This window comes from Micromonospora matsumotoense, assembly GCF_900091525.1.
Classification (GTDB): Bacteria; Actinomycetota; Actinomycetes; order Mycobacteriales; family Micromonosporaceae; genus Micromonospora; species Micromonospora matsumotoensis.
In genome coordinates this window covers 471,032-490,842 of record NZ_FMCU01000001.1, presented here as the reverse complement: position 1 = coordinate 490,842, position 19,811 = coordinate 471,032, and the positions used below count along the sequence as shown (strand labels likewise).

At 73.5% G+C, this 19,811-nt stretch carries 20 protein-coding genes; 13 read left to right on the top strand and 7 right to left on the bottom strand.

What is annotated here, in order from left to right:
* Positions 1-13 precede the first annotated feature (13 nt).
* Both GA0070216_RS02095 and GA0070216_RS02090 read right to left on the bottom strand, forming a co-directional pair.
* On the bottom strand, positions 14-811 hold the full coding sequence (locus GA0070216_RS02095; protein ID WP_091237691.1) for an FAD-binding oxidoreductase: 798 nt from the start codon (positions 809-811) through the stop codon (positions 14-16).
* Positions 808-1,161 (bottom strand): globin family protein, encoded by a 354-nt coding sequence (locus GA0070216_RS02090; RefSeq protein ID WP_245722249.1) that lies wholly within the window; start codon positions 1,159-1,161, stop codon positions 808-810. The genes GA0070216_RS02095 and GA0070216_RS02090 overlap by 4 nt, the downstream gene beginning before the upstream one ends.
* Positions 1,162-1,398: 237 nt before the next feature.
* Between GA0070216_RS02090 and GA0070216_RS35220 the strand changes: the two genes are divergently transcribed.
* The 7 genes from GA0070216_RS35220 to GA0070216_RS02060 all read left to right on the top strand — a co-directional run bounded on the left by GA0070216_RS35220 (position 1,399) and on the right by GA0070216_RS02060 (position 7,073).
* Positions 1,399-1,602, top strand: coding sequence for a hypothetical protein (locus GA0070216_RS35220; RefSeq protein ID WP_245722248.1), 204 nt, complete (start codon positions 1,399-1,401; stop codon positions 1,600-1,602).
* Entirely contained in the window at positions 1,550-1,936 is a 387-nt protein-coding gene (locus tag GA0070216_RS02085; protein ID WP_245722247.1) for a flavoprotein, read from the top strand. The genes GA0070216_RS35220 and GA0070216_RS02085 overlap by 53 nt, the downstream gene beginning before the upstream one ends.
* Before the next feature lie 57 nt (positions 1,937-1,993).
* A complete protein-coding gene (locus GA0070216_RS35215; protein ID WP_245722246.1) occupies positions 1,994-3,538 on the top strand; it encodes a helix-turn-helix domain-containing protein in 1,545 nt (514 codons plus the stop codon).
* Complete coding sequence (locus GA0070216_RS02075) at positions 3,535-4,089, top strand: GNAT family N-acetyltransferase (RefSeq protein WP_091237686.1); 555 nt, start codon at positions 3,535-3,537, stop codon at positions 4,087-4,089. The genes GA0070216_RS35215 and GA0070216_RS02075 overlap by 4 nt, the downstream gene beginning before the upstream one ends.
* A 175-nt stretch (positions 4,090-4,264) precedes the next feature.
* Positions 4,265-4,474, top strand: coding sequence for a hypothetical protein (locus GA0070216_RS02070; RefSeq protein ID WP_091237684.1), 210 nt, complete (start codon positions 4,265-4,267; stop codon positions 4,472-4,474).
* Between the two features lie 203 nt (positions 4,475-4,677).
* Positions 4,678-5,937 (top strand): M48 family metallopeptidase, encoded by a 1,260-nt coding sequence (locus tag GA0070216_RS02065; RefSeq protein ID WP_091237680.1) that lies wholly within the window; start codon positions 4,678-4,680, stop codon positions 5,935-5,937.
* On the top strand, positions 5,934-7,073 hold the full coding sequence (locus GA0070216_RS02060) for a glycosyltransferase family 4 protein (RefSeq protein WP_091237677.1): 1,140 nt from the start codon (positions 5,934-5,936) through the stop codon (positions 7,071-7,073). The genes GA0070216_RS02065 and GA0070216_RS02060 overlap by 4 nt, the downstream gene beginning before the upstream one ends.
* A gap of 92 nt (positions 7,074-7,165) precedes the next feature.
* On the opposite strand, the gene GA0070216_RS02055 is transcribed toward GA0070216_RS02060, so the two are convergent.
* From GA0070216_RS02055 to GA0070216_RS02035, 5 genes are all read right to left on the bottom strand, one after another.
* A complete protein-coding gene (locus GA0070216_RS02055; protein WP_091237674.1) occupies positions 7,166-8,926 on the bottom strand; it encodes a putative bifunctional diguanylate cyclase/phosphodiesterase in 1,761 nt (586 codons plus the stop codon).
* Complete coding sequence (locus GA0070216_RS02050; RefSeq protein WP_091237671.1) at positions 8,919-9,728, bottom strand: SAM-dependent methyltransferase; 810 nt, start codon at positions 9,726-9,728, stop codon at positions 8,919-8,921. Before GA0070216_RS02050 ends, GA0070216_RS02055 begins: the two co-directional genes overlap by 8 nt.
* Before the next feature lie 209 nt (positions 9,729-9,937).
* Positions 9,938-10,606 (bottom strand): response regulator transcription factor, encoded by a 669-nt coding sequence (locus GA0070216_RS02045; protein WP_007072219.1) that lies wholly within the window; start codon positions 10,604-10,606, stop codon positions 9,938-9,940.
* 7 nt (positions 10,607-10,613) lie between these two features.
* A complete protein-coding gene (locus GA0070216_RS02040) occupies positions 10,614-12,305 on the bottom strand; it encodes a GAF domain-containing sensor histidine kinase (RefSeq protein WP_091237667.1) in 1,692 nt (563 codons plus the stop codon).
* Between the two features lie 14 nt (positions 12,306-12,319).
* A complete protein-coding gene (locus GA0070216_RS02035) occupies positions 12,320-14,119 on the bottom strand; it encodes an AMP-dependent synthetase/ligase (protein ID WP_091238871.1) in 1,800 nt (599 codons plus the stop codon).
* A 190-nt stretch (positions 14,120-14,309) separates the two neighbouring features.
* On the opposite strand from GA0070216_RS02035, the gene GA0070216_RS02030 reads away from it, so the two are divergent.
* From GA0070216_RS02030 to GA0070216_RS02005, 6 genes are all read left to right on the top strand, one after another.
* Complete coding sequence (locus tag GA0070216_RS02030; RefSeq protein WP_091237664.1) at positions 14,310-14,762, top strand: SRPBCC family protein; 453 nt, start codon at positions 14,310-14,312, stop codon at positions 14,760-14,762.
* 37 nt (positions 14,763-14,799) lie between these two features.
* Positions 14,800-15,483: a hypothetical protein gene (locus GA0070216_RS02025; RefSeq protein ID WP_091237661.1), complete on the top strand. Its 684-nt coding sequence runs from the start codon at positions 14,800-14,802 to the stop codon at positions 15,481-15,483.
* 73 nt (positions 15,484-15,556) lie between these two features.
* A complete protein-coding gene (locus GA0070216_RS02020) occupies positions 15,557-16,504 on the top strand; it encodes an ROK family glucokinase (RefSeq protein WP_091238868.1) in 948 nt (315 codons plus the stop codon).
* A gap of 164 nt (positions 16,505-16,668) precedes the next feature.
* A complete protein-coding gene (locus GA0070216_RS02015; protein WP_176738810.1) occupies positions 16,669-17,352 on the top strand; it encodes an endonuclease/exonuclease/phosphatase family protein in 684 nt (227 codons plus the stop codon).
* 162 nt (positions 17,353-17,514) lie between these two features.
* Complete coding sequence (locus tag GA0070216_RS02010; RefSeq protein ID WP_091237654.1) at positions 17,515-18,921, top strand: flavin-containing monooxygenase; 1,407 nt, start codon at positions 17,515-17,517, stop codon at positions 18,919-18,921.
* Positions 18,918-19,745: an alpha/beta hydrolase gene (locus GA0070216_RS02005; RefSeq protein WP_091237651.1), complete on the top strand. Its 828-nt coding sequence runs from the start codon at positions 18,918-18,920 to the stop codon at positions 19,743-19,745. The genes GA0070216_RS02010 and GA0070216_RS02005 overlap by 4 nt, the downstream gene beginning before the upstream one ends.
* Positions 19,746-19,811 lie beyond the last annotated feature (66 nt).

Here is a 19,811-nt window from a genome sequence, read left to right as displayed (position 1 = left end):
GCTGGCCACAGTGTCAGCGGGGGATCTCCGGGGCCATCGGGTGGGGCAGGTGGAGGCGGTCCTCGGGCACTCCCGCCAGGGGGAGCCGGCGGCGGGCGTCGTCGAGAAGCGCTGGTGGGCCGCAGACGTACACCTGGTGGTGGGGTCGGTGGTGGCGCAGGGCGAGGGTGAGCGCGTCGCCCTGCTCGGCCGGCGCGGCGTGCGGGTCGTGGGAGAAGGCGGGCACGATGGTCAGCCAGTCGTGGGCCTGCTGGAGCCTGTCCAGGGTGATCGGGTCGTACAGGTCGGCGAAGGTGCGGGTGGCGGCGATCAGGGTGACCCGTCGGCCGTCGGGGGCGGCGGCGACCTGTTCGACCAGGGCGCGCAGTGGGGCCAGGCCGGTGCCGCCCGCGACCAGCAGCAGGTCAGCGTCGCGCAGGTGCAGGCCGGTGTCGCGGGGCGGGCCGAGGTGCAGCAGGTCGCCGGGGCGTACCTCGTTGACGAGGCTGGCCGAGACGGTGCCGGCGGGCACCGCGCGGACATGTAGCTCGATGGTGCCGTCGGGGCGGGGTGCGTTGGCGGGGGAGTACCAGCGCCACCGGCCGGGGTGGTGTGCGGTGTGCACGGGGACGGCCTGGCCGGGGCGGTAGGCCAGCCGGGACCAGGGGCGGACGGTCAGGATGGCGGTGCCGGGGCAGGGCCGGTCGTGATCGATCACCCGGGCCGGCACGCTGTCGCCGGCCCACCCTGCCGGCTCGGCGGTGTCGTCGGCCCGCGTCGACTGCGGCAGTGCGGCGGACCGCTCCGACGGCGGGTGGTGGGTGGCGCTCATCGGGCCACCGCCCGGCGCACCTGGGCGATCCGTTCGTCGGGCAGGCCGGCCGCCCAGCACACCCCGACCAGGTAGTCACCGACGCGCCGGTGCTGCTCCTCGGACAGGCCGAGCCCACCCCACGCGTCCGCCGGCTCCCCGGCGAGCGCGGCGGCCACGCTCGCCGTCAGGTGCGCGGCCAGCCGGACCCGATCCACCCCCACGAGGTACGGGGACAGCTCCGCGTCCGCCGTCACCAGCCGCAGCCAGCGGCGGACGATCTCGGCCGGTGTCATGCCGCAGGCGTCTTGCCCCGGCTGGCCGTCGCCGGGTGGCCGGTCCCCGTCGGGGATGTCTGTCCTGGTGGTCATCGTGTCTGCGCCCCTGTGCGTCGCGAAAGATGGACGGACACCGGGGCGGGCGGGGACGGGGTCGTGTCGTTCGGGTCGACACCACCCCGGAGCCCGGCACCCGCCCCGGGCCATGCCGTCGACCATCGCCGTTGACCAGGGGTTCCGCTATGCGGTGCTGATCGTGAGCGGCATGCGCGCACCGTATCCGACCGACTACGCGGATGGACCCGCTCGCCCGTGGGTGACACTGCTGGCATGAGTGATCGGGGAGTGCTGCATCTCGTGGTCTGCGCGGCCCCGCCGGTGGACCGCATCGGCGAACTCGTCGACCTGCTGATGGCGGACGGGTGGACGGTGTGCCTCATCGCCACCCCGGTCGCGGCGTCCTGGCTCGACCGGGGTGGCGATGCAGGAACAGACCGGCTATCCGGTACGGGCGCAGTGGCGCAGACCCGGTGATACGGAGCCTCATCCACCGGCCGACGCGCTGCTGGTCGTTCCGGTCACCTTCAACACGGTGAACAAGTGGGCGGTCGGGGCGAGTGACACGCTGGCGCTGGGCATCCTCAACGAGGCGATCGGCACCGGCCTGCCGGTCCACGCCTTTCCCCGGGTGAAGGCGACTCTCGCCGCCCACCCCGCCTATGCAGGGCACCTCCGGTTGCTCGGGGAAGCCGGGGTCGTCTTCCATGACGCCAGCTTCCTCCGGCCCGGTGACGAGATGACGGCTGACCGCTGGGCGATCGTGGTCGACACCCTCCGTCGAACAGGCCGGCCGACCGGTACGACATGAGCATGGGCGTCCTCGATATGCGCGCTACGTATACCGCTCCTGCACGGAGCGGGTTGAATGGCTACGCTCGACTTCGGACTCAGCCGCCCGCGATTGGCGAGGTTGCCGGTGACATCTGCGAACTGCCCACGCTGTGGCGGGCGACTCGCCCGGGACAACGACAGCGGACGCTGTGCGCCCTGCCAGGCCGCCGAGCGCGACCGGCTCAGCGCGCCGCCTGCGGTGTCGGCGTCCTTCTGGGACCACCAGCCGGTACGGCAGGCGCTCGCGTCACGTCACCTCGGGCAGGTGATCAGGGCCTACCGGTGCCATCCGTACCACGGGCGGCACGCGTTGCCGCAGACCGTGGTGGCGGGGTGGATGGGGATCACCCAGGCCCAGTTGAGCCGGCTGGAGAATGGGCCGCCGGTGGTGCATCTGGACCGGCTGGCGCACTGGGCGCAGGTACTGCGGATACCTGCCGGCCACCTTTGGTTCGAGCTTCCCGGCAGCAGACGCCCGTCCAGCCGTGCCAGCGCCGCCGGCGAACCGAGCAGGGGTGGCAGCGAGACAGTCACCGGGAATGCAGCACCAGTCATAGCAGACACCGGGGGTGATACTACGGACCGACGACGATTCAACACATTGGCCACGCTCGCAGGACTCGGTGCGACCGGCTACCTCGGTCTGATCTCGACGCAGTCGGATGCTCCCAGGAACATCGAGTTGGAGCATGTGGTCTTCGCCAGCTCGTTGGTCGAAGAACTTCGACGGGTCGATGCGGCGGTGGGTGCCGACGCTCTCTGCGACGTAGCCGGCCAGGTGCACGCCCGAATGTCCCTCTGGGCGGCGAAGGCTACCTACAGCAGGCAGGTGGGCCACGCGCTCCAAAGCGCACTGGCGGACCTCGTCGTCGAGACCGCCTGGCTCGCGATAGACGCAGACCGGCGGTCGGAGGCGAAACCCTACCTCAACGAGGCCATCACCCGCGCTCGCCTGGCTGACGACCAGCAGGCCGAGGTGCGGGCTCTGTCCTGCCTTTCCATGTTGCTGATCCGAGACGACCGACCGGGCGAGTCACTGCATTGCTCGGACGCCGCTTTCCGGTCGTCCGCCGGTTGGGCCACGCCCCGGTTGACCACCCTGTTGCACCTGCGTGCTGCCCGTGCCTATGCATCCCTTCAGGATGCGAGCGGTTTCACCCGCGAGATGGCTAAGGCCAAACACGCCTTCCACCGAGGAACCAGCGATGACGATCTCCCGTTCCTCAACTTCGTGACAGCACAGGAACTGAATGGCATCGCAGGGCTGTCCTACCTCGCTCTGAATCGTCCGGATCGCGCCGCCGAGTCGTTTCGAGCCATCACGATGAGCCCATCCCCTGCCTTTCGCCGCAACCAGGCTTACTACACGGTCCAACTCGCTGACGCGATGTACCGCCAAGGGGACGTGAACGGAGCCGCCCACCACGGCCAAGACGCTCTGCTCGCGGTGAGCCAGATGAGTTCGGGCCGGGTGAACCGCCTCCTTGCGCAGGTCCGGAAGAACGTCGGCCGACATCGGCAGGCGAGTTCGGAAACCCGGCAGTTCGTAGCTGCTTACGACCAAGCGGTGAGGCTATGAGCGTGGACGTGCGACTACACCACCACGACGCCGATCAAGCGCGGCGGATCGTTGACGAGTTGGTGTCCCTCTACCTAGCGGTCTATCCCGACGGCGGCGAGTTCCACAGCGAGGATCGCTACCGCCGCCAACTCGGGGGGCACATGCAGGCGCCTGGATGGGAGTTGGTCACGGCGACAGCCAAGGGCGAGCTGGTGGGGTACGCCTACGGCTTCCCATTGTCTGCTCAGACACGATGGTGGAGTGGCATCCAGCAACCCGTTCCTGCCGGCTTCACCCAGGAGAGCGGGACGCGGACCTTCGCCCTGAGCGAGCTTCTGGTGCGTCCATCCTGGCAGCATCGTGGCATCGGTAGGGCGTTACACCACGAACTGCTTGGTACCCGGGCGGAGGAACGTTCGACGCTGCTCGCTGATCCCGACAACTTCGTGGCACAGGCGGCCTACCGCTCATGGGGCTGGCGGAAAATCACCAAACTCCAGCCGAGTTGGAACGGTGCTCCGCTCTATGACGTGCTGACTCGCCCCGGCGGCCAGCTCCGCAGCGGATGAAGCACATCGGACGACATCGATCAAATCCATGACCGCCCCGATCGTCATCGACTTGCTGGTTGATCACCGGTTGTCCGATTGTGTCGTACCCGATGGCTAGTGTCCGACCTGACCGACGGTGCTCGGGTGGTGACGATGGTCTTCCGCCCGACGCCGCACTGCGTCAGGAGGCACGATGCTCATCGACTGCGACGGTTGCCGGGTCCGGGGCGCGGGCTGCGCCGGCTGCCTGGTGACGGCCCTGCTCGACACCGACTCGCCGGCCGCCGGCCTGGGTGCCGCCGAGCACCGGGCGATCGAGGTGCTCACCCGGTCCGGCTTCGAGGTGGAGGTGCTGGCCCACGAGACCCGCCGGGCCCGGTCCACCCGCCGCCGGGTCGCCTGACCGCCGCCGCCCCGCCGGAGCAGGCCCGCCGGGCCAGCGATGTCCGTGGCTGACGGTTGCTCCGTGCGGGCCGGGTGGGGCCGGGGCACACACCGCGCCGGGCCCGCCTCGGTGGGCCATAGGATGGGCGCTCACGGCGGGAGGAGCGGCGGCATGACACGGGTACGACGCCACACCCGCAGGTCCGTCCCCGGGGCGTCGAGGTGACCCCGCGCGGCTGGGCGGTGCTCACCCTGGCGGCGTTGGTGCTGGCCCTGCTCGTGGTCGGTGTCCTGCTGGTCCCGTGGAGCCGCCCCCCGGCCCCCCGGTCCGACCAGCTCGCCGCGTTGCGTGACCTGCCCGCCGATCAGGTGGCCCGGGGGCGGGCGTTGCAGGCGGCCCTGCGCCCCGGCCGCTACACCGGGCTGGCCGTCGGGCTCGTCGTGGCGCTGCTGCTCGGGCTGACCCCGCTCGGGGCGAGACTGGTCGAGTTGGCCGGGCGGCCCTTCGGTGACCACTGGATCGCCCGCGCCGTGCTCGGCGGGATCGCCGTGGTGCTCGTCGCCGACCTGCTCACCCTGCCCTTCGCCGCCTGGCGGCAGTCGGTGCTGACCCGCTACGGGCTGAGCACCCAGGGCTGGGGCGGCTGGACGGTCGACCTGCTCAAGTCGTACGCGCTCAGCGCGGTGGTCGCCGCGGTCGTGCTGCTCGGCTTCTACACCGTCACCCGACTCGCCCCGCGCTGGTGGTGGGCGTTCGGAGCGGCCGGCGCGGCAGGGCTGGTGGTGCTGCTCTCCTTCGTGCTGCCGGTGCTGGTGGAGCCGGTGTTCAACCGGTTCACCCCGATGGCGCAGGGGCCGTTGCGCACCGAGCTGACCGCGCTGGCCGCCCGCGACGGCGTACCGGTGCGGGACGTGCTGGTCGCGGACGCCTCCCGGCGGACCACGGCGGTCAACGCGTACGTCTCCGGTCTGGGGCCGACCCGGCGGGTGGTGGTCTACGACACCCTGCTGCGCGAGGCCACCCCCGCCGAGGTGACCAGCGTCGTCGCGCACGAGCTGGGTCACGCCAAGGACCGGGACGTCTGGACCGGCACGGTGACCGGCGCGCTCGGGGCCGCCGCCGCGGTCGTCGCGCTCTATCTGCTCGGCTCCTGGACGCCGCTGCTGCGCCGGGCCGGCGTCGACTCGATCGCCGAGCCGCGCGCGTTCGCGCTGCTGGTCGCCCTGGTGACGGTCGTCGGGCTGATCGCCGGCCCGGTGCAGGCGCTGATGTCGCGCCGGGTCGAGGCGCGGGCCGACGCGCACGCGATGGCGCTCACCGGTGACCCGGCCACCTTCGAGGCGATGCAACGCCGGCTCGCCGGGGTCAACCTGGCCGACCCCGACCCGCCCCGCTGGGCGTACCTCTGGTCGGCGTCGCATCCGTCCACGGTGGAGCGGATGGCCGCCGCCCGCGCCTACGCCCGGGAGGCCGGCCGATGAGTCGCACCCTGCTGATCACCAACGACTTCCCGCCCCGCCCCGGCGGCATCCAGTCGTTCGTGCACCACCTGGCGGTCCGCCAGCCGCCCGGCTCGGTGGTGGTCTACGCCTCCAGTTGGCGGGACACCGCCGAGTTCGACGCCGCGCAGCCCTTCCCGGTGATCCGGGACGCCACCCGGGTGCTGCTGCCCACCCCACGGGTCGCCCGCCGGGCCGCCCGGCTGGCCCGCGAGCACGGCTGCGACACCGTCTGGTTCGGTGCCGCGGCCCCGCTGGGCCTGCTCGCCGGTGGGCTGCGCCGACGTGCCGGCATCCGGCGGGCGGTCGCGTTGACCCACGGCCACGAGGCCGGCTGGGCGACCCTGCCCGGAACCCGCACCGCGCTGCGTCGGATCGGCCGGGACACCGACGTGGTCACCTACCTCGGCGACTACACCCGGGTACGGCTGGAACGCGCCCTGCACGGCGTCACCGCGCTGCACCGGCTGGCCCCCGGGGTCGACGTGGACACCTACCACCCGGGGGTGGACGGCGCACCGGTGCGGGCCCGGCTCGGGCTGACCGACCGGCCGGTGGTGGTCTGCGTCTCCCGGCTGGTCGCGCGCAAGGGCCAGGACATGCTGATCCGGGCCCTGCCGGCGATCCGCCGTCGGGTGCCCGACGCGGCGCTGCTGGTGGTCGGCGGTGGCCCCTACCGGGCGACGCTGGAGAAGCTGGCCCGATCCACCGGTGTCGAGCAGGACGTGGTGTTCACCGGTTCGGTCCCGTGGGACGAGCTGCCCGCCCACTATGCGGCCGGCGACGTCTACGCGATGCCCTGCCGGACCCGCAACCGGGGCCTGGACGTCGAAGGGCTGGGCATCGTCTATCTGGAGGCGTCGGCGACCGGGCTGCCGGTGGTGGCCGGTGACTCCGGCGGCGCACCCGACGCGGTCCGCGAGGGCGAGACCGGATACGTCGTCCCGGGCCGCGACGTCGCCCAGCTCGCCGACCGGGTGGCCACCCTGCTCGCCGACCGGGACCTGGCCCGCCAGCTCGGCGCGGCCGGCCGGGCCTGGGTGGAGAAGGAGTGGCGCTGGGAGAGCCAGGCGCGTCGACTGACCGACCTGCTCGCCGGCACCACCTCACCCGGCTGAGCCGCCACTGACCGACCCCGCCGATCGGCCCGGCCGCCCCGGTGCGCGTCACCTCAGCGGCCGGTGCCGTGCCGGTCGGCCCGGCCGGCGGTTCAGCGGATCTGTTCGAGGATGCGGGCGGCGGGAGCGGGTCGGCCGAAGTGCCAGCCCTGGCCGGCGTCGCAGCCGATGGCACGCAGCAGGTCGGCCTGGTCCGCGGTCTCCACCCCCTCGGCGGTGACGGTCAGGTCCAGCGCGTGGGCCAACGACACCAACGAGGCCAGGATCCGCTCGTCGGTACGGCTGGCCGGGTCGACCTGCGGGGCACGCAGCCCGGTCACGAACTCACCGGCCATCTTCAGCTCGGTCACCGGCAGGTCCCGCAGGTAGGCCAGGTTGCTGTAGCCGGTGCCGAAGTCGTCGATGGCGATCCGGACGCCCAGGTCGTTGAGCGCCCGCAGGGCCCGGACCGGGTCCTCGGCACCTGCGCTCATCATGGTGCTCTCGGTGATCTCCAGCTGGAGCCGCTCCGGCGGCAGGCCGGTCTGCGCCAGCAGCCCGCGTACCTCCTGCACCAGATCCGGACGGTTGACCTGCCGGACGGCGAGGTTGACGCTGACGAACGGCGCCGGTCCGCCGCCGGCCGCCCAGCTCTCCGCCTCCCGGCACGCCTCGGCGAGCACCCAGCCGCCGAGCCGGACGATCAGCCCGGTCTCCTCGGCCAGCCCGATGAAGCTGCCGGGGCTCAACACCCCCAGCTCGGGGTGCCGCCAGCGGACCAACGCCTCCACCCCGAGCAGGGTGCCGTCGCGCAGTGACGTCAGCGGCTGGTAGTCCAGGAAGAACTCGCCCCGGTCCAGGGCGGCGGGGATCGCCGCCGACAGGGCGTACCGGGCCAGCTCGGTGCGGTGCCGGGCCGGGTCGAACAGCGCCCACCGGGCGCCGCCGGCCGCCTTGGCCCAGTGCAGGGTGCTGTCGGCGGCCCGCATCAACTCACCGGGGGTGGTGCCGGCCACCGGCCGCTCCACGATGCCGACGCTGGCCGTGACGCTCAGCTCGTGCCCGTCGACCAGGGCCGGCTCGCTGACCGCCGCCAGCGCCGCCTCGGCCGCCTCGACCACGTCGTCGGTGCCGCCGGTCCGCTCGACCAGGATGACGAACTCGTCACCGCCGAGCCGGGCCACCAGGTGGTCGCCGAGCGCCCGACGCAGCCGCTGCGCCACCTGCACCAGCAGCGCGTCACCGACCTGGTGTCCGAGCGAGTCGTTGACCACCTTGAACCGGTCGAGGTCGAGGAAGCAGACCCCGACCCGGTCGGCACCCCGCCCCGGCACGGCGATGGCGGCGGCGAGCCGGTCGGTGAACAGGGTGCGGTTGGGCAGGTCGGTGAGCGGGTCGTGGGTGGCCTGGTGGCGGAACCGGGATTCGCTGTCGCGCAGCGCCCGTTCGGCCTGCACCCGGGCCACCATCGCGGCCCGCCGGATCGACTCCTGCTCGTCGAGCGTCCGGTCGCGCAGCGCGCGGGCGTACCCGGTGGTGACGGTGGCCAGCAGCCGGGCCAGCCGGTCGGAGATGTCGTCGCCGACCAGGCCGAGGTCCCGCAGCAGGCGGAGCTGGATGACCTCGACGGTACGCCCCAGCCCCTCGGCCGAGGCGATGTGCGCGGCCACCAGTTCGGCGCCCACCTGGTGACCGACGCGCGGGTCGAACGGCTCGGCCCGCAGCGCGGCGGCCAACCGGTGGGTGAGCCGTTGCAGCATCTCCTCCAGTTGGGCCTGGGTCATCGGCAGGTAGCTGGTGCCGGAGACCGCCTTGGCCCAGGCGCGGGCGAAGGTGCCCGGGCAGGACGCCCCGGGGGTCACCGGCTCACCCATCGAGACGCCCGACGCCGCCCAGGAAGCCGGCCCGCTCGGCGTCCTCGGCGCTCTCCGGTGTCTCGGGTCGCCACTGCGGCACCCAGACCACCCCGGGATCGACCAGCGTGAAGCCGTCGAAGAACGCGGTCAGCTCGGCCCGGCTGCGGATGCACAGCGGATTGTCGGTGCGGCGGTAGACCCGTTCCGCCTCGACCTGCTCCGCCCTGCGGCGACCGTCCTCGCCGGCCTGGGAGAGGACCAGGTGACTGCCCGGGGCCAGCGCCGCGCGCAACGTGCGCAGGGTCTCCTCGGGATGGTCTGCGTGCGGGATGAAGTGCAGCACCGCCACGACCATCACGGCCACCGGCTGGGAGAAGTCGATCAGCCGGGTCACCTCGGGGTGCCGCAGGATCGCCGCCGGCCGGCGCAGGTCCTCCCGGACGACGGCGGCGTTGCGGTTGCCGGCCAGGATCTCCTGGCTGTGCGCCACGGCGACCGGATCGACGTCGATGTAGACCACCCGGGCGTCCGGGGCGGCCCGCTGGGCGATCTCGTGCACGTTGCCGACGGTGGGGATGCCGGAGCCGATGTCGAGGAACTGCCGGATGCCGGAGTCGCCCAGGTATTGCACCACCCGGCGCAGGAACGCCCGGTTGGCCTGGGCCATCAACGGCGCGTCGGGGACCGCCTCCACCATCGCCCGGGCGGCCACCCGGTCGGCGGCGAAGTTGTGCGAGCCGCCGAGGTAGTAGTCGTACATGCGGGCGACGCTGGGGCGTTCGACGTCGATGTCGTCGGGTGCCCAGTCCGGTCGCTGCATCCCCAACCCCTTTGTCGAGTACCGCCGCGAGCGCCCTCGTCCGTGCGGTTCACCCGGGTATTCTGCCCGTCAGCTGTGCCGGTGCAAAGACCGTGATCCGTGCGCGACCGTCCCCTTACCGGGAGCGATCGCCACCGGCAGGTCGGTCGGCGACCGGCCCGGGTCCGGCGGGGGACCCGGGCCGGTCGGCCCGGCGGGCGGGGCCCGCCTCAGAACTTCGGTGCGTCCGGCGCCTCGAGCAGGCCCAACCGCAGGGCGGTCATCAACGCCTGCGCCCGGTTGGCCGCGCCCAGCTTCTCGTAGAGCTTGGAGATGTGGGTCTTGGCGGTGGACTCGCTGACGAAGAGCTGCTTGGCGATGCCGGCCACGCTCATGCCGTCGGCGAGCAGCCGCAGCACCTGACCCTCACGGGGGGAGAGCTGCGGGCCGGACGGGGCCAGCCGACGCTTCATCGCCTCGGCCAGGTCGGCCGCGGTGAACGCGCTGGGCGAGGAGGCGGCGTGCCGGGCGGCGGCGACCACCTCGTCGGCCGGCGCGGTCTTCGGCACGAAGGCGCTCGCCCCCGCCTCCAGCGCGCCGAAGAGCTGGTCGTCGCCGGCGTACATGGTGAGCACCACGATGCCCATCGAGGCGCTGGACTTGCGCAGCGCCCGGGTGGCCTCCAGGCCGCTGCCGTCGGGGAGCCGCAGGTCCATGATCACGACGTCCGGTTGCAGCGCGCCGGCCTGGCGCACGCCCTCCGCCGCCGTGGCGGCCTCGCCGACGACCTCGAACTGACGGTCACGCTCGAAGGCGTGCCGCAGCCCCTTGCGGATCAGGTCGTGATCGTCGACAAGGAGGACCTTGGTACGGGTGGCCGGTGTCGGGCTTGTGGTCATCCTCGAGTTACTCCACTTCTGCTGCTGCGCTGCCACGCACGTTATCGCGCCGGGGCGACGAACCCACCACCACCGCCACGGTCGTTCCGCTGGGGTGCCGGGGACTGATCTCCAACCGGCCCCGGATACGTTCCGCCCTCTCCGCCATGATCGCAAGGCCGTAGTGACCGTCGGTGCGCTGGTCACCGATGCCGTGACCGTCATCCGACACTTCAATTTGCGCGTACGGGGGGTCCACTTCACAGGTGACCCAGAGATTCGACGCCCCGGCGTGCTTGCGGGCGTTGGTCACCGCCTCCTGCGCGATGCGCAGCAACTCGGCCTCGGTGGCGGCCGGTAGCCGGGCGGTCGACTCGTCGAGCGACAGGTGCACCCGCAACCCGCCGGCCGAGCCCACGGTGCGGGCGTACTCGGCGATCGCCGCCGCCAGGCCGCCGTGCCGGTCCACCTCGCTGCGCAGCTCGAACAGGCTCAGCCGCAGCTCGGTGATCACCCGGGTCACCTCGCCGCGCAGGGTGCGCAGCGCCTCGGCCGTCTCCTTCGGGTCCTCGTCGACGTAGGCCAGCGCGTTGTCGATGCCGTAGCCGACCATCACCAGCTCCTGCGCCACCCCGTCGTGGATCTCCCGGGCCAGCCGCTGCCGCTCCTCGTTGGTGGCCAGCGAGCGTACGTCGTCGAAGAGCAGCGCCGCCTCCAGCCGCAGCGCGGCCGGGCCGGTCAGCGCGGTCACCCGGGACACCACCGGCGGTGGGTAGGCGTGCGCCGCGTCCGCCTCCAGCACCACCAGGCCGACCGTACGGACCCCGGCGACCAGCGGCACGATCAGCGACGAGACGTCCCCGCCGGCGTGCGAGCGGGCCTGCGACCGGGCTGCGGTCTGCGGCTGCTGGCTGGCCCAGGCGTCGGCGATCGCCGAGTCGGAGTCCAGCGTCGTCTCCCAGTCGACCCGGTCCACGCCGACCTGGGCGAGCACCACCAGTCGTCCGCCGCCGCTGGCCGACAGCACCGCGCCCCGGTTGCCGGGGGCGACGGTACGCAGCTCCTCCAGCAGGTGCTCGGAGATGCCGCCCGGGTCGAGGGTGGCCCCGGGCAGCTGCCGGGCGACCGTACGCAGCTGGGTCAGCAGCCGGGTCGCCTCGGCGTACGGCTGGGGCTTGCCCTCGGCGCGGACCCGCATCACCTGGTGCAGCGTGCCGGCGGCGTAGAGGCCGAGCCCGGCGAGGATCAGCCACTGGGCGCAGACCGCCAGGTAGCCCGGCTGGCCCAGCTGCCGCCCGCCGTCGACCTCGGTGAAACCGCCGGCCACCAGCAGGGTGGCCGCGGTGACCCCGAGCAGCACCGCTCCCTCGCGGAACTGCCGGCGCAGCGCGGTGACGGTCACCGGCACCGCCAGGTAGGGCAGCACGGCCGAGGCGCCCAGCCCGCCGACCGACGAGCCGAGGGCGGAGGAGACGGCGACCTGGCTGGCGGCCAGCCCGATCACCACCGCCTCGGCGAGCCGGCTCAACGGGCCGATCAACCGGTGTTCGGGGGCCAGCAGGGCGGGCGCCCCGGCGACCGCCAACAGGGCGATCCACCAGAGCTGGGCGGGATCGCGGGTGGCGATCAGGGTCAGGGCGCCGACCAGCGCGAGCATCACCGCGCGCGCGGCGGCGGCGACGGGTCGCGTCTGGGGGCGGGCGGCTGTGGAGGCGGACACGTGACGGATCGTAGTCAGCCTTGGTAGATGTCCGCGATCTCGGCCGCGTACGTCTTGTGGACGACCTGCCGCTTGACCTTGAGCGAGGGGGTCAACTCGCCGGTCGCCTCGGTGAAGTCGCGGGGCAGGATGCGGAACACCTTGATCGCCTCCGCCTTGGAGACCGCCAGGTTGGCGGTGTCCACCGCGCCCTGGATCTCGGCCCGCAGCCCGTCGTGCGTCAGCAGTCGGGCGACCGGGGTGTCCTCGGGCAGCCCGTGCCCGGCCAGCCACTTCGGCAGCGCCTCCTCGTCGATGGTGACCAGGGCGGCGATGAACGGCTGCCGGTCACCGACCACCACGCACTGGCTGACCAGCGGGTGCGACCGGACCTGGTCCTCCAGCACGGCCGGGGCGACGTTCTTGCCGGCGGCCGTCACGATGATCTCCTTCTTGCGGCCGGTGATGCTGAGGAAGCCGTCGTCGTCGAGGTGTCCCAGGTCGCCGGTGCGGAACCAGCCGTCGGCGAGCGCCTCGGCGGTGGCCGACTCGTTCTTCCAGTAGCCCTGGAAGATCAGGTCACCGGCGATCAGGATCTCGCCGTCGTCGGCGATCCGGATGGTCACGCCGGGCAGCGGCCGGCCGACGGTGCCGATCTTCGTGCCGGTGGGCAGGTTGGCCGCGGCGGCGGGCGAGGTCTCGGTGAGGCCGTACCCCTCGCAGATGGTCACCCCGATGCCCCGGAAGAAGTGCCCGAGCCGGGCGCCGAGCGGTGCGCCGCCGGAGATCGCATCCCGGCAGCGGCCACCGAGCGCGGCCCGCAGCTTGCGGTAGACCAGCCGGTCGAAGAGGGCGTGCTGGGCGCGCAGCGCCAACCCGGGACCCTGCGGGGTCTCCTGCGCCTCACTCCAGGCGATGGCGACCTTCTCCGCCCGGTCGAAGATCGCGCCCTTGCCGTCGGCCTGGGCCTTCTGCCGCGCGCCGTTGTAGACCTTCTCGAAGACCCGGGGTACGGAGAGCACGAAGGTCGGCTGGAACTCCTGGAGCTGGGCGACCAGGTCCCGGGTGTCGGCGCAGTGCGCCATGGTGGCCCGGGCCTGCACGACGCCGATCTGGATGAGCCGGGCGAAGGCGTGCGCCAGGGGGAGGAAGAGCAGGGTCGAGGCCCCCGGCCGGAACAGGTTCGGCAGCACCGGCACGGCGTTGGCGATGTCGGCGTACATGTTGCGGTGGGTCAGCACGCAGCCCTTGGGGCGGCCGGTGGTGCCGCTGGTGTAGATGATCGTGGCGACGTCGGCGGCGCGGACCGAGGTGCGGCGGCGCTCGATCTCGTCCGGGTCGACCGACGCGCCGGCGGCCACGATCTCGTCCACCCCGCCCAGCTCGATCTGCCACACGTCGCGCAGCTCGGGGAGCCGGTCCCGGACCCCGGCGACCAGGGTGGCGTGGCTGTTGGTCTCCACCACCACCGCGACCGCACCGGAGTCGGCGAGGATCCAGGCGGCCTGTTCGGCGCTGGACGTCTCGTAGATCGGGACGGTGACCGCGCCGGCCGCCCAGATGGCGTAGTCGAGCAGGGTCCACTCGTAGCGGGTGCGGCTCATCAGGGCGACCCGGTCACCGGGGGCGATACCCGCCCCGGCCAGGCCCAGGGCGACCGTCACGACCTCGTCGCGGAACTGCCGGCAGGTGACGTCGACCCGGGCGCGGCCGTCCGCGGCGGGCCGGACGAACTGCACCGCGTCCGGCGCGGCGTCGGCGTTGTCCCAGACCGGGTCGGTCAGGTTTGCCGCGTCGCCGATGCTGACGATCGGCGGAACGGAGAACTCGCGCACCTGCACTCCCTCGTGCTCGCACTGGCCGGGCCGAACCCGGGCCGGCATGGTCGAAACCTACCCGGCCGCCCCGGCGAACGCGCCAGGCAGGTTGCCCGCCCACCGGCCCGGACCCCGCCCGGGGGTGGCCCGGACCGCGCTTCGGGGGTGGAGCGGGGCGTCCGGCGGGCACGCCGGGTAGCCTCCCCCCATGGCGGACTCCTCCACCCAGTCGATCATCGTCGGCGCGTCACCGGACCGGGTGGCGGCGGTCATCTGCGACTTCGCGAGTTACCCGGAGTGGACCGAGGCGGTGCGTCGGACCGAGGTCGTCGAGGAGTACGAGGACGGCTACGCCAGCCAGGTCCGGTTCACCATCGACGCCGGGGTGATGGCCGACGAGTACGTGCTGGCCTACGAGTACGCCGAGGACCTGTCCCGCGTCGAGTGGCACCTGGTGGCGCCCTCGAAGATGCAGAAGACCCAGCGTGGCTCGTACGACCTGGTCGGCAACCCGGACGGCACCTGCACGGTGACCTACACGCTGGAGGTCGAACTGTCGGTGGGCATGCTCGGCATGTTTCGCCGCAAGGCCGAAAAAATGATCATGGATACGGCGTTGAAGCAGCTCAAGCGCCGGGTAGAAGCACCCGGTGCGGCGTAGCGACACAACGGCCGGCGACACGACGGAGGAGCCGACCATGGGCGCAACGGAACCGGGCTCGGCCCGGGAGGAAGCGGAACGGCTGGTCGCCACGCTGATCGCGACGGCCCGGTTGGCGTCCGCCGGCACCGGCTCGGGGGCGGGACCGTGGGGTCCGCTCGGTGGGATCGTCTCGGGTGTCCTCGGTCACAGTGCCGGCCCGTCCCGCCCGGCCGGCGGCAGCCACCGGGCCGACGGTTTCAGCACCGGATCGACGGAGTGCTGCATCTGTCCGATCTGCCGGGCTATCGCCGCGTTGCGCGATCCGAGCCCCGAGTTCGCCGAACGGCTCGCCACCGGCGCGGGTGATCTGGCGGCCGGCGTCGCCAGCCTGATGCGCGCCTTCAGCCCGCCCACAGGCGGGGAAGCATCCCACGGGACGCCCGGTGACGCCAGCGCGACGACCGGTCGGGCCGGCCCTTCCGATTCCGAGGCCGATCATGTGTGGCGCGAGGCCACCCGCACCGGGCATGATTCTGCGTCGGCGCCCGAGCGGGACGTCTGGTCCGCCGCCACCCGGGCGGAGGACGCGGTCGCACCGGCCGTCCCCGCACCGCCCGTCGACGACGCCGGGCCGGCCGTGCCGGCCCAGCAGGTCCGGCCCACGGCCGACGGCGGCGTGGTGCCCGCCTCGCGCGCGCCGGCCGGCGTGGACGGGGACGCACCAGGCGACGGGGCCTGACCACCGGACATCCCGGCAGCGTACGGCCGGTTTCGGTCGATGCCGGGCAGCACAGCAGAGGGGAGTGGCCGCGGTGACGCTGACCATCGGAGTCGACGTCGGTGGCACGAAGGTGGCCGGCGGTGTCGTGGACGACACCGGCCGGGTTCTCGTGCAGGCCCGGCGGGACACCCCCGCGGACGATGTCGGCAAGACCCGCGACGTCATCATCGAGCTGGTCACCGAGCTGGCCGTCGGTTACCAGGTCGACGCGGTGGGGATCGGCGCGGCCGGCTGGATCGACGCCTCCCGCTCCACCGTGCTCTTCGCCCCCAACCTGGCCTGGCGCGACGAACCGCTGCGCGACTACGTCAGCACCGCCACCGGGCTGCCGGTGATCGTCGAGAACGACGGCAACGTGGCGGCCTGGGCCGAGTTCCGGCACGGCGCGGCCCGGGACGCCGACGACTCCATGGTCATGTTCACCATCGGCACCGGTGTCGGCGGCGGCATCGTGCTCGGCGGTGAGCTGGTCCGCGGCGCCCACGGCATCGCCGCCGAGCTGGGGCACATGCTCACCGTCCCCGACGGCCACCAGTGCGGCTGCGGCCGGCTCGGCTGCATCGAGCAGTACGCCAGCGGCAGCGCCCTGGTCCGGTTCGCCCGGGCCGGCGCCCGGCAGGAGCCGCAGCGGGCCACCGCCCTGCTGGAGTTGGCCGGTGGCGAGGCCGAGGCGATCACCGGCCCGATGGTGACCGCCGCCGCGCAGGCCGGTGACCCGATCTCGGCCGAGGCGTTCGCCCAGATCGGCCGCTGGCTCGGCACCAGCCTCGCCGACATGGCCCAGATCCTCGACCCGCAGGTGCTGGTGGTCGGCGGTGGCGTGGTGGACGCCGGTGACCTGCTGCTCGGCCCGACCCGGCGGTCCTTCGCCGACGCGCTGGCCCAGCGCAGCCGGCTCCCGGTGGCCGAGGTACGCCCCGCCGAGCTGGGCAACACCGCCGGTGTCATCGGTGCCGCCGACCTGGCCCGCCGCCGATGAGCACCGGCCCGACCGACCGGCGTCCGGACGCCCCCGCGCCCGCCGAGGCCGCGCCCGCCGTCACCGCGCCGGCCGACGCCGACGCGGGGAGCAACGCCCCGCCGGCGACACCGGCCTCAGCGGCGGCGGGTGCCGGCGGGCCCGCCCCGGCCGACGCCGCACGGGTGCCGCTGCGGGTGGTGTCGTACAACATCCACAGCCAGCGCGACGACGCGGCGGCGCTGGCCAGCGTGGTCCGCGAGGCCGCCCCGGACGTGGTGATCGTGCAGGAGGCGCCGCGCCGGTTCCGGTGGCGGCAGAAATCCGCCCTGCTGGCCGACTCGTTCGGCCTGGTGGTGGCCGCCGGGGGCCTGCCCTCGCTGGGCAACCTGCTGCTGACCAGCCTGCGGGTCCGGGTGACCGGGACGCACTGTCAACGGTTCCCGCTCACCCCGGGCCGGCACCTGCGCGGCGCGGCGTACGCCCGCTGTCAGGTGGGCGGGGCCCGGTTCCTGCTGGCCGGTTCGCACCTGGCCACCGACCCGGTCGAACGCCCCGGCCAGGCCGCCCTGCTCAAGCGGGAGTTGGCCGCGAGCGACCTGCCGGTGGTCTTCGGGGCCGACCTCAACGAGGGCCCGGACGGCGCGGCCTGGGGCACCGTCGCGGCCGGGCTGACCGACGCCGCGATCGCCGCCGACGCGGCCGACCGGCACACCTACTCGTGCACCAACCCGCGCCGGCGCATCGACGCCCTCTTCGTGGACCCGCGCGTCGAGGTGGTCGGCTACGACGTGGTGGACACCCCGACGACCCGCCGGGCCAGCGACCACTTCCCGGTCCTGGTCGACCTGCTGTTGCCCGCCGGCTGACCGGCCGGGGCGGAGGGCGTCCCCGGCAGGCCGTCGCGGCCGGTCGGGGACCAGCCGCCGTCGTGTCCGCACGCCCCCGCGAGCCGGGCTGGACAAGGGCTGCGGGTACGGGGAGGATGCCCGTCGAACCGGCGTACCTGGCCGCACAAAAGGAGATTCCCGGTGTCCCCCTCCACCGAGCACGGCCGGCCCGATCCGGAGACCACGACGCTCGCCCCGAGCCGGGACGGCCGGCCGGTCTCTGACCGGGGCGACACGGTCTGCGTGATCGGTGCCGGGGCCAGCGGCCTCACCGCCGTCAAGAACCTCACCGAGCACGGGTTCGGCGTCGACTGCTACGAACGGGAGACCGGCGTCGGCGGCGGCTGGAACTGGCGGCACGACCGCAGCCCGGTGTACGCCAGCACCCACCTGATCTCGTCGCGGCCGTTCACCCAGTTCCCCGACTTCCCGATGCCGGACTCCTGGCCGGACTACCCGCACCACAGCCAGCTGTTGTCCTACTTCGAGCGGTACGCCGACCACTTCGACCTGCGCCGGCACATCTGGTTCGGCACCGAGGTGGTCCGGGTGGAGCCGGTCGACGGCGACCGGTGGGACGTCACCACCCGCAGCACCGGCGGATACGGCCCCGAGCGCACCTCCCGGTACGCCGCCGTGCTGGTCGCCAACGGGCACAACTGGTCGCCGAAACTGCCCCGCTACGAGGGGCTGGAGGAGTTCCGGGGCGAGGTCATGCACGCCTCGTCCTACAAGGACCCGGCCCAGCTGCGCGGCAAGCGGGTGCTGGTGGTCGGGGCCGGCAACACCGGCTGTGACCTGGCGGTCGAGGCGGCCCAGCAGGCGTCCCGCTGCTGGCACTCCACCCGCCGCGGCTACTGGTACGCCCCGAAGTACGTCCTCGGCCGCCCCGCCGACCAGGTCAACGACGCGCTGCTGTCGTGGCGGGTGCCGCTGCGGCTGCGGCAGTGGCTCTACCACCGGACCCTGCGGCTGACCGTTGGCGACCTGACCCGGTTCGGGCTGCCGAAGCCGGACCACCGGGTCTACGAGACGCACCCGATCGCCAACAGCCAACTGGTCTACTACGTCGGCCACGGCGAGATCACCCCGGTCCCGGAGGTGGCCCGGTTCCATCCCGGCGGGGTGACCCTCACCGACGGTCGGGAGATCGACCCGGAGCTGGTCGTCTTCGCCACCGGTTACCTGCCCCGCTTCGAGTTCCTCGACCCGGGGATCCTCGGCGACGCCGACGGCTCCGGCCGGCCCCGGCTCTGGCTGCACGCCTTCCCGCCGGGCCACCCGACCCTGGCGGTGGCCGGGTTGTTGCAGCCCGACTCGGGGTTGTTCACCCTGGCGCACTGGCAGACCGTGCTCTTCGCCCGGTCGCTGCGGCTGCGTCGGGAGCAGCCGCAGCGGGCCGCCGCGTTCGCCTCCCGGGCGGCGGCCGGCGCGGGGGAGCGGTACGCGGGGAAGGTCAAGGACAGCAGTCGGCACTGGTTCGAGGTGGGCCACGTCGACTACCTGCGCGCGGTGCAGCGCGCCCTCGACGAACTGGAGGGCAAGTGAGCGGCACGACCGATGAGCGGGTCCGGATCCTGCGGGGTCGGGAGTGGGCGCACCCGGTCCGCCCGGCCCGCCGGGAGGTGCTCAGCGCCGTCCCCGAAGTGGACGAGGGGCGTCCGCCGCTGCTGTTCGTGCCGGGGTTCGGGCACGGGGCCTGGGCGTTCGCCGAGCACTGGCTGGAGCACACCGCGTCGCGTGGTTTCCCCGCCTACGCGGTGAGCCTGCGCGGGCACGGCGGCAGTGAGCCGGCGTCGGGGGCGACGCTGCGGGCGTACACCCATGATGTGGTCCAGGCGGCGGCGGAGCTGCCGCGGCAGGCGGTGCTGGTGGGGCACGGCGCCGGGGCGCTGGTGGTGTCGCACGCGTTGGCGCGTTACCCGGCCCGGGCTGCGGTGCTGGTGGCGCCGGTGCTCGGCGGCCCCGCCACGGCCGGGTTGGCGCTGCGCGCCAACCCGGTCGGCACGCTGCCCGCCCTGTTCGGCGGGGCGTTGCGGCTGCACCGTCGGCAACTGTTCGGCCGGGAGCTGCCCGACGCGGACGCCCGACGGCACCTGGCCCGGCTGGGTCGGGCCGGCCGGCGGGCCCAGTGGCAGCTGCTCGCCGGCCGGCCGGCCGAGCCGGCGGTGGGCCGCCCACCGGTGCTGGTGCTGGGCAGCCCGGACGACCGGGTCGTCCCGCCGGCCGCACTGACCCGGGCGGCCGGCCGGTACGGCGCGGCCCCGCTGCTGTTCCCCGGCATGGGGCACGACCTGATGCTGGACACCCGGTGGCAGGAGCCGCTGGACGCCCTCCTCGACTGGCTGGTCAAGGACCCGGGCCGGCGCTGACCGCCCGTCCCGGTGGCCCGCCGGCCCGGCGGACGCCAGCCGACCGGTGTGGTCAGGCCGCCGGGC